13 protein-coding genes are annotated in these 9,124 nt (G+C 59.6%); 11 read left to right on the forward strand and 2 right to left on the reverse strand.

Annotated features, from left to right (window positions below):
- Positions 1 to 59: 59 nt before the first annotated feature.
- A complete protein-coding gene (locus CJZ82_RS06530; RefSeq protein ID WP_143593554.1) occupies positions 60 to 614 on the reverse strand; it encodes a hypothetical protein in 555 nt (184 codons plus the stop codon).
- Between the two features lie 115 nt (positions 615 to 729).
- Between CJZ82_RS06530 and CJZ82_RS18265 the strand changes: the two genes are divergently transcribed.
- The 6 genes from CJZ82_RS18265 (at position 730) to CJZ82_RS06550 (ending at position 3,381) form a co-directional block, all read left to right on the forward strand.
- A complete protein-coding gene (locus CJZ82_RS18265) occupies positions 730 to 1,344 on the forward strand; it encodes a hypothetical protein (RefSeq protein ID WP_158218495.1) in 615 nt (204 codons plus the stop codon).
- Complete coding sequence (locus tag CJZ82_RS06535; protein ID WP_158218496.1) at positions 1,341 to 2,246, forward strand: MlaD family protein; 906 nt, start codon at positions 1,341 to 1,343, stop codon at positions 2,244 to 2,246. Before CJZ82_RS18265 ends, CJZ82_RS06535 begins: the two co-directional genes overlap by 4 nt.
- A 301-nt stretch (positions 2,247 to 2,547) precedes the next feature.
- Entirely contained in the window at positions 2,548 to 2,688 is a 141-nt protein-coding gene (locus CJZ82_RS18855) for a recombinase family protein (RefSeq protein WP_233130086.1), read from the forward strand.
- Positions 2,689 to 2,697: 9 nt separating this feature from the next.
- Complete coding sequence (locus CJZ82_RS18860) at positions 2,698 to 2,853, forward strand: hypothetical protein (protein ID WP_158218497.1); 156 nt, start codon at positions 2,698 to 2,700, stop codon at positions 2,851 to 2,853.
- A gap of 50 nt (positions 2,854 to 2,903) precedes the next feature.
- Positions 2,904 to 3,131 carry a DUF6290 family protein gene (locus tag CJZ82_RS06545; protein ID WP_094554993.1) on the forward strand — a complete coding sequence of 76 codons (228 nt, stop codon included), beginning with the start codon at positions 2,904 to 2,906 and terminating at the stop codon, positions 3,129 to 3,131.
- On the forward strand, positions 3,115 to 3,381 hold the full coding sequence (locus tag CJZ82_RS06550; protein WP_094554994.1) for a type II toxin-antitoxin system RelE/ParE family toxin: 267 nt from the start codon (positions 3,115 to 3,117) through the stop codon (positions 3,379 to 3,381). Before CJZ82_RS06545 ends, CJZ82_RS06550 begins: the two co-directional genes overlap by 17 nt.
- A gap of 74 nt (positions 3,382 to 3,455) precedes the next feature.
- Here CJZ82_RS06550 and CJZ82_RS06555 read toward each other — a convergent pair whose 3' ends face one another.
- On the reverse strand, positions 3,456 to 3,812 hold the full coding sequence (locus CJZ82_RS06555) for a hypothetical protein (RefSeq protein WP_369820027.1): 357 nt from the start codon (positions 3,810 to 3,812) through the stop codon (positions 3,456 to 3,458).
- A gap of 115 nt (positions 3,813 to 3,927) precedes the next feature.
- Here CJZ82_RS06555 and CJZ82_RS06560 point away from each other — a divergent pair, with 115 nt between their 5' ends.
- The 5 genes from CJZ82_RS06560 to CJZ82_RS06575 form a co-directional block, all read left to right on the forward strand.
- Positions 3,928 to 5,565: an alpha/beta hydrolase gene (locus tag CJZ82_RS06560; protein ID WP_094554996.1), complete on the forward strand. Its 1,638-nt coding sequence runs from the start codon at positions 3,928 to 3,930 to the stop codon at positions 5,563 to 5,565.
- Positions 5,566 to 5,846: 281 nt separating this feature from the next.
- Positions 5,847 to 6,800, forward strand: coding sequence for an IS1595 family transposase (locus tag CJZ82_RS06565; RefSeq protein ID WP_198949679.1), 954 nt, complete (start codon positions 5,847 to 5,849; stop codon positions 6,798 to 6,800).
- Positions 6,801 to 7,290: 490 nt separating this feature from the next.
- Complete coding sequence (gntH, locus tag CJZ82_RS06570) at positions 7,291 to 8,526, forward strand: guanitoxin biosynthesis MBL fold metallo-hydrolase GntH (RefSeq protein WP_094554997.1); 1,236 nt, start codon at positions 7,291 to 7,293, stop codon at positions 8,524 to 8,526.
- 53 nt (positions 8,527 to 8,579) lie between these two features.
- The gene (locus tag CJZ82_RS17710; RefSeq protein WP_233130087.1) at positions 8,580 to 8,951 is read left to right on the forward strand and encodes a hypothetical protein; all 372 of its coding nucleotides are present in this window, start codon (positions 8,580 to 8,582) and stop codon (positions 8,949 to 8,951) included.
- Positions 8,944 to 9,124, forward strand: a 181-nt coding sequence (locus CJZ82_RS06575; RefSeq protein ID WP_143593556.1) for a GTP-binding protein, incomplete at its 3' end; no start/stop codon positions are given. The genes CJZ82_RS17710 and CJZ82_RS06575, both read left to right, overlap by 8 nt.

The raw sequence follows: 9,124 nt of genomic DNA on the forward strand, positions 1-9,124 counted from the left end.
GTTGGCCGGATTCGTAGGCGGCTGGTCGTCATGTTCCGATCAGCCTCAAACCTGCTCCTTCAAATCTTCTTGACGCCCTTGAACACACCATTGGAGTTAAAGGTGCAAGTGAAGACTTGAGTGAAGGTGCTTGATTCGTTGTACTGCCCGTACACCATGTAGGTGCCATTGGACTGGCGAGTAGGCTCGTTGCTGGAGATGTACCGAGGGCTTTGGTTGAACTTCTCGGCGGCCATGCCAGTGCAATAGCGCGCCATGTTCTCCACCTCTACACTATCCTTGGCGGACCCACCACCACTGGCAGAACGCTTGTCACTGGTCATCGTGACCCCGTCGAACTCACGATGTTGGTTGTATTCACAATAGAAAAACATCGCATTGTCACCCTCGGCGGGAGTCTGTCCATAGACGCGGTAGTTGCTCCCCTTACGCTCGACAGGCAGGGTGGAGATGTCGCGAGAACTTACGCTGTATTTAGCTGCCACTTCACCTTGGCAGAAACGCATCATGTTCGATTCGTCGATATTTGGGCGGCTCTCCTTTGCCACTGCTGAAACCCCCAGCCCCGAGGTGGTGAGAAGAACAGCGGAAGCGATCAGGGCAGAATGACGCATGTGTGAGCTTATGAGGAATTGGATAGTACCAAATAAGCAAGTAAAATGGCTGCCTATTTTGGGGGCGGCCTTTGACCAGCCATCAGCCTAGGCTCCGAGCCGCTTCCCCACCCCGATGCTGCACCGGGTTCGGCACGAACTGCTCAGAGCCGCACCGCTGGCGCTGGTGATGGGTGGCGTGATCGGCGCCGGGCTCACGCGCGGTCTGATGGAGCCCCTGCGCCAGGGCAGTACCTTCGCCCTGGAAACCACCAGTTTCGGCACCGCCCAGATCTTCTCACCGCTGGTGGTGAACCTGGTCTGGATCGGCTGCTGCGTTCCGGCCAGGGTGGAACTGGCAAGCCGGATTCAGGCCAGGCCAGGGGCCCACATCCTTGGGCATCGCGTGGCCACGGCGATGCTGGCGGCCCTGCTGCTGCTTCCCTATTTCATCCTGGCTGCGTTCTCCGCCAGCGTGCTCGCCTCCCCCCGGCCCGATCTCACCGAGCAACTGCCCCTGTTCCTGGGATCACTGACTCCATGGGTGGTGAGCAGCGCCGTGCTGCGCACCCTGCTGATGGCGGCGGTGTCGGCCAGCCTCTGCCACATCATCGGTCAACGCTGCCGCCAGCATCCCCAGGAACTGGCCGCCCTGATCAGCACAGCGATCGTGAACTGTGCTTTTTCGGTGGTGTTGCTGGAGGTGTTCTGGCTCGCCGTATTTCAGCCCAGCCTCAACGGAAGGCCATGAACGAACCACGTCCGACTTCAAGACCCGCCTGGCTGCCGCGCTGGTCGGTGGAGGCGGTGGGCACGGGGCTGAGCTGGGCGGTACCTGTGGGCGCCCTGCTGTTGGGTGCCTGGATGCTGAACGCCACCTGGCAGCAGCAGAGCTGGGTGGCCCGCAGTTTTGCCGTGCGTTTTCGCACCACCGATGCCAGCGGCATCTGGCCGGGCGTGAACGTCACTCTCTCCGGCTTTCGGGTGGGACGGGTGGAGAAGGTGGCGCTGGGCATGGACGGGAAGGTGGCGGTGGATCTGCGTATCGCCGAGACGTACCGCCGCCTGGTCGGTCCCGCCAGCCGTGCCGAGCGTTATCAGGAGGGACTGATCGGCGCCAGCCAGATCGCCCTCACCCCGGATGTACTGCCGCCTGGGAAGGAACCACCCCGCAGCGATCTGCTGATTCCGTTTGAGCAGGGGCCCGACCTCGCCCAGCTGCTTGAGGAGATCGCCGCCACCCGGCTCAAGCTCAACCGCACCCTGGAGGGCACGGCCACGGTCGCCGAGCGCGATGTGCCCCGGGCGATCAACAGCTTCCAGGCAACGATGCAGGACCTCAGGCGTCTCAGCAGCCGTCTTGAGCTGGAAACCGGCCGAACTGCCGCCACCACCCGTCAGACGCTGCAGGTGTACGAAGGCACCGCCCAACGGATCGACAACACCGGTGCAGCCGCCCGCAAGGCCACCGAAGAAGCTCTGGCGCTGATGCGTGACGCCCACCCGCCACTGGTGGACACCCTGCGCGAGGTGAGAGCCCTGTCCCTTCGCCTCAATCTGCTGCTGGAGTCGTTTGGGGTGAAGGATGAACCTCCGCAGCTCTCCCCACCGGGAACCCGTTCAGGTGGAAGCGCCGGTGGTGGGAAAGAATGAGCTCAACGGTCAGAGGGTTGCCGCCTCGGCAAGCGCTCAGAACATCTCCAGCACGGGCCGCTCGGAGTCGGAAACATCCAGCTCGAGCGATTCCAGAGGACGGGATCCGCCGCCGCTTCCGCGCCGTTTGGAGAAAATTCGAGCAGGTCTACCGGCAGTGGGTCGACGCAGGGGGGGTCTTCGATCCCCTGTGTTCTAGCCACAACAGTGGAGAGCGGCCGGAAGAACGATCGCCCCCAGCTGTCTGCTGTCCTCACCGAAGCCCGCAAGCGTCGGGCACCTTTTCTGTGACCTGCCCGAGGTGGACGCCACCACTTCTGCTGGCCGGTTGATCCTGGGAGTGATGGCCAGCGTTGCTGAGTTCGAGGGGCGCCGGATCAGTGAGCGCACCCGCGAAGCACTGGCCGCTGCCAAGGCCCGAGCCATGGCTGAGGCTGAGTAGCTCCGCGCCGTGCTGGCACCGATGGCCGCAGCCGGTCTGAGCCTGCGGGCGATGGGGGCTGCCTTGGCTGGAGCTGGCACCGTCACCCGCAGCGGCGCTCCCCTGGGGCCTTCCTCGGTGGCCCGTCTACTGGAGCGCCTGGAACTTCACACGGCCGTCGCCTGAGCCACCACTGGCCAAGCCGGCTAGCGTGAATACACCGATCCATTGGTGCCGTGCCCACCTCCGTCCGGCTGGACCCTGCCATTGAGAAACGCCTGGAGCAGCTGGCCGCTGCCACTGGCCGTAGCAAGGCTTTCTACCTGCGCGAGCTGATCGAGGCCGGCATCGACGACCTGGAAGATGCGTACCTGGGCGCTTCGGCACTAGAGGCCCACCGCCGCTCTGGTGAGACCACCATCCCCCTGGACCAGGTGATGCGAAACCTTGGCCTGGACGGTTGAGTTCACCCCCGCTGCTGAGCGGGAGCTTGGGAAGCTGGATCGCCAAGCTGCCCACCGGATCGTCTCCTACCTCCAGGAGGTGGTGACCAGCTGCAGTGACCCCCGCCAGCGGGGCAAGGGGCTGACGGCAAACAAGACCGGCCTGTGGCGCTACCGGGTAGGGGACTACCGGTTGATCTGTCAGCTAGAAGACGCCCGCTTGGTCGTGCTGGTAGTGCGGGTCAGTCACCGCAGCGAGGCCTACTGCTGAGAACCTTCGGGGCGCTTTGGGAAGCCGGAGCTGCCCATTTTAAGGAGTTCGAAAACCTCCCTCTTGGGAATGGCTCAGAGGTTCGGGAAAGGAAGGGGACAGGCAGCAACAGCAACGTCCCGTGGAGTGGTGTAACTCAGGAGGAGCAGCACCGGCGCAGTGGAGCTGGCAACGGCCTCCAGCAGTTGGATCACTGTGTCGGGATTGTGGCGGTAGGCGGCCGACACTTCCACCTGGCTGCGGCGCAGCCGGTCGCTGCCGGTGTAGGTGGTGGTCGTTGTCGTGAATAAGTCATGGTTGGGGATCACCAGCTCGCCACTGTCGCGGTAGCGCCAGAGCACCGCAGCCCGTAACCCGAGGCTGCGCACCTCGCAGGGGTCGCCATCGATGAACAGGATCTCGCCTGAGCGCACCGATCCCTCGAACAGCACCCATCTCACTGTTTGCCTACATCGCTATAGGTAACAGATAAAATATGAGGATTTTCTCCATCAGCTGATTTATTGCGCATTCCCGTCGCTAAGTTGAGAAATTGGAGTTGGATCTATGCCAAAGCGTATTGCCGCCAGCCTGTCCGCGGCCCTGGTCAGCGCCCTGATGGTTGTGGCTCCAGTTCGTGCTGGCGAGACGTTGTCGTTCTCCTATGGCCCCCTGATCCGCTCGCTGAAGATCAGTTCTCTGAAAACATTTGCTGAAAGCGGTCAGGTACCTGATGATCTGGCCTATTTTTTACAGCTCACATCCCAGCAACAAGAGGACAATCTACGAAAGGCGCTGGTCAAGAAGGCGGAGATCGATCCGCTCACCGTTTCGCGCTTCTTCAACAGTGCAATGGGGGAACAGGTTCTGGAGCGGCTGGGCAACGGGATCACCCTCATGCGGGCCGGAAACGGCAAGTATGCGATTCGATCAGCCCTCGTGGGGGCCGCCTTCTCTACCGAGGGCCTGACCCTGCTGAATGTGCTGGAGAAGTTGCCCACCAACATGCAGATACACGGAGAGAAGCTAAAGGGAGCAGCCAAAGGGGCCAAGCGCGTCATCAAGGCCACCGACACCCTCAGCGAATTGTTGCGTGAGCTCACCGCAAAGGAAGCGGCTAGTGAGCCTCGCATCGACTACGCCACCTTGCCGGCTCCAGACAAACCAGGCCCCCATGCGGTGAAGAAGGAGGTATGGAACCTGGTGGACCAGAGCCGCCAGCGAAAATTTTACGTAGATGTCTACCGACCGGAAGGCAAGGATGAGAAGGTGATTCCGGTCCTCGTCATCTCTCATGGTCTGGCCTCCCGCCCGGAAGACTTCGCGGCAGGCTCTCAGCTTCTGGCAAGCCATGGCTTTTTGGTGGCCGTTCCCCAGCATCCCGGCAGCGACACGATCTGGCTGAAGGAGATGCTGAGAGGCCTTCACAAGGATATCTTCGATGGCAAAGAATTCATCAATCGTCCCAAGGACATCAGCTATGTGATCGATGAACTGGAGCGCCGGAATCAGAAGGAATTCAACGGCAAACTCGACCTCAATAATGTCGGCGTCGCCGGACACTCCTTCGGTGGCTACACCGTGCTAGCGATTGCAGGAGCCACTATCGACTTCGAGCATCTCCAGAAAGAGTGCGCCCGTGAGTTCAATCCGAATGCCTCCATACTGCTCTCCTGTCGTGCCCTGGAGTTGCCTCGTCAGGATTATCAGATGCGGGATCCTCGCGCCAAAGCCGTGCTTGCCGCTAATCCGGTGAATCGCGCCATCTTCGGTCCCAGAGGTCTCGGCAAGATTGCCATTCCGATCGTGATCGCTTCAGGCAGTTACGATCCCGCTACCCCCGCCGCACTGGAGCAGGCAGACAGTTTCACTTGGCTCACCGTTCCCCAGCGGTACTGGGTCATGGTTGAGGGGCAGGCCCATGTGAACTTCAGCCAGATCGATCCGGGGATCGAAGAGGCCATCAAGACCGCGACGGATCTCACCCTTCCCAGTCAGGGGACGATCAGCAGGTATTTCACGGGGGTGGCCGTGCCCTTCTTCGGCATCTACATCCAGAAGAACGAGAGCCTCAGGCCCTTCCTGCGTTCATCCTATGCGGAGTTTCTCAGCACCAACCAGACCTTCAAGCTCGACTTCATTAGTGGGGCTTCCACCCCCTCACTGCAGGCAGGCATGGACGCCTTCCGCAGGGCCAACCCTTGAAACCGCCAAGAGGGCTGTAGGGATAGGATCTCAGAACAAATTTAGCGGCTGGGATCGATAATTCAAGCTGATAGAAGCTCTCAGCTGCCTCCTGCCTCTTGTTCACCCTCTTCTCAGGGTCAAAACCCCTTTGGTTTTACAACACGTGGCGGGAGGCTATCCACTCCATTGCTATCGCAGTGCGCTTTAAGTCCAGGAAAAACCTACTTGATTTAGGTAGCAAGATCCGCCGACAGCCGTCTGCCGCCTAAGCTGGTACACATGTACCAGCTCTGATTGCCATGGCCATGAATCGGATCCAGTTCCAGTCCGGCCTGTCGCTGCCCAAGTTCGTCGAGCTCTACGGCACAGAGGAGAAATGCGAGGCCGCCCTGGAGCAGGCGCGCTGGCAGGATGGTTTCCGTTGCCCCCGTTGTGAGGGCAAGGAGTATGGGCTTATCGGTGGCCGGCGCCACAAGCGCTATCAGTGCCGGAGCTGCCGCCATCAGGCCACCCTCACGGCCGGAACCATCCTGGAGGCGACCAAGTTACCGCTGACCACCTGGTTCCTCGCCTTCTACCTGGTTGGACAGGCCAAGACCGGCATCTCCTCACTCGCTCTGAGGCGCCATCTCGGCGTGAACTATCGAACGGCATGGCTGGTTCACAACAAGATCATGCAGGCAATGAAAGAGCGGGATGGGACCTATCTGTTACGGGGAAAGGTGCAGGTGGATGATGCTTACCTCGGCGGAGAACGCTGTGGGGGCAAGGCAGGTCGTGGATCAGAAAACAAGGTGCCGATCGTGGCGGCCGTCTCACTCGATGATGCGGGCCACCCCCGGCACGTAAAGCTTGCCACCGTGGCGACGTTCTCCTTTGCCGCCATCGCTGACTGGGCTCAGGATTCACTGGCGATTGGATGTGAGGTGGTCTCTGACGGGCTGGCCTGCTTCCGCGCTGTGGCAGAAGTCGGTTGCCTCCATCAACCTGTGGTCGTGAAGGGACGCCATCCCAATGAACTGCCAGAATTCCGCTGGATCAACACGGTGCTCAGCAACCTGAAAACCAGCTTCAGCGGCACCTTCCATGCCCTCAAATTCGATAAGTATGCTGATCGCTATCTGGCTGCCTTCAATTACCGCTTCAATCGGCCCTTCAACTTGGCAACGATGACTGAGCGAGTGGTTCATGCCATCTGCAGCTGCGGCGCTCGGCCGGAACGCTTCTTGAGGAGTGCGGAGCCAGCTACCTAATCAAGAAAAGGCATCGAAGCCGGGGTCAAGTTCTTCTTCTGATCTCCTGGGCTCCAATCCCTGCGGGATTTGGCTCTTGGGCTTGCCTGCCGCGACACAACGCGCGCTTCAGCTATCCGCCGTCCTCCAGGCTTGGAGCGCCTTTTGATCTGGTGCCACGGTGTGACGTCCCCCAAGCGTAACAATGGGCACCTGGCCGGTACCGAGAACGAAACATGCGCTAAATTTGCAAAAAAAACACCGCCAGCACAACGAAATTGAGGCCACTGCCCGAGTCATGTTGCGAGGCTCAATCGATCGCAACGTGCAAACTGAGTGCATGTTGAGTTTCAGAACTCGCGGCAGCAGCAGCAGCCAATCACCCTCACTGATCAAGAGAGAGCAATCAATGGCGATCGATAACAGCTCCGCTTCTGGTTCGAGGAATCCCTACGGTGGCGGGCCAAGTACGGGGATAACGCTGCCGCCTTACTACCGGCCCACGCCCTCCGTGGCGAACGCCAACACCTTCTTCCCTGGTGTGGAAGAGCTCGGCAGCGACGAGATGCGCATCACGTTTGTGGGCAGCGCGCCGGTGCCACCCACACACAGGCAGGCGGGCACGTCGATCATGGTCGAGCTGGGCAACGGCAAGCGCTTCTTCTTCGATCTCGGCCCTGGCTGCCTGCGCAACATCGTCGCGATGCAGGTCCCGCTCCAGCTGGTGAACGACATTTTCATCACCCACCTGCACGTCGATCACTACGGCGAGCTTCCCTACATCTACGCTTTTTCCCCCTGGATGGGGCGCTGGAAGCCGCTCCGCGTCACGGGCCCCTCCGGCCGCACACCCAAGGATGGCCTCAAAGCCATGATCGAGGGCATGAAGGCGATGACCCACTGGCACACCGACAGCTTCAACCTCTTTCCAATCGGAGATGGCTATGAGGTTGATGTCAACGAGTTTGACTATCGCGATGATAACGGCATCTGCTATGAAGAAGACGGCGTGGTGATCCGGCACTGGCGTCGTGTCCACGGCAAAGACGGTGCCTCGGCCTATCGCCTCGACTGGAATGGCCTCTCCTTTGTCTTCACCGGCGATGGCCGACCAGATGAAAATACAGTGAAATACTCCCAGGGTGTTGACGTCTTCGTGTCTGAGCTGCAACCCGACACCATGAACATCCAGGCCCTTAAGTTCGGCATTCCACCACTCATGGGCCTTGTCCCCATTGATGTGGCGCATACGGTTCACTACGCAGCGGGCTACCTGTTCAAGCAGGTGCAGCCGCGCCTGGCGATGGCCACACACCTCAGCTACGACGAGGAATTGATCCCTGAAATTCTGGCGGGCGTGCGCACACATTGGGACGGCCTCTTCCAGTTCGGTGCACCGGATGGCGTCGTCGTCAACGTCACCAAGAAGGCCATCTGGACTCGCAAGGCGGCATTGCCCGAGTCGGCAAACTTCTCGCGACCATCGGCCAAGGAGGCGATGGAACTATTCGACATCAGCCTGAACAAGACCACCGTCGATTTTCCGAATCCAAGGCGCAGATTGTCGGATATCGAAGATCCAGAGACGCGACTGGCACTGGAGATCGATCCGAAGAAGTATTATCCTCCGGATGTCTACCGTGAGCCCAATCCGAACTGGCCCAAGGATTTCAAGATTGACATCAAGAGCATTGTGAAAGATAAAATCGTCAAGAAGATCCAGTCAATCTTTTGGGGTGACGAGTAGCCGTCAAGCACATTGAACGTTAATCACAGCTGTACTGAGAAATTACTTCTGAAATGTGCTTCCACTGGGATGGCCTGTTCGTGATCGGTGCCCCAGATGTGAAAGCGGTTAATGTAGCCAATGAAGTCGTATGGATTCGGGGCGCTGCCTTGCCTAGTTTTTGTGTTCCCGCCAGACCCACAGGGCAACAGATGTTTGCGGGGTTGACTACTCCCGGTCAACCGCCACCGAAGGGCACCACGTTCTCCAAGCCCTGGCTAACACGTGAATCGCAGCAGAATGAGATTTACCGCAAGATCGAGATTGATTCCGAAAAGCACACTCCGACATTTGCTATGAATGATCTGGCCCATAGTTGGCCGGAGGTTAAGATCAACGTTCAGGTGTTGATGAAACAAACCACTGGTGGGCCATGTGATGCTTGACCATCCAACAGCCATTCCGCTGACGATCCTCACCGGATTTCTCGGATCCGGTAAGACGACCCTATTGAATCGCATCCTCAACGGCAATCACGGGCTGCGCGTTGCCGTTCTCGTGAATGACTTTGGATCCATCAATATCGATGCCGAGCTCGTCGTTGGTGTGGAAAGTGATG

Origin of the sequence: Synechococcus sp. 1G10, from assembly GCF_002252625.1 — a bacterium.
Taxonomy (GTDB): Bacteria; Cyanobacteriota; Cyanobacteriia; order PCC-6307; family Cyanobiaceae; genus Regnicoccus_A.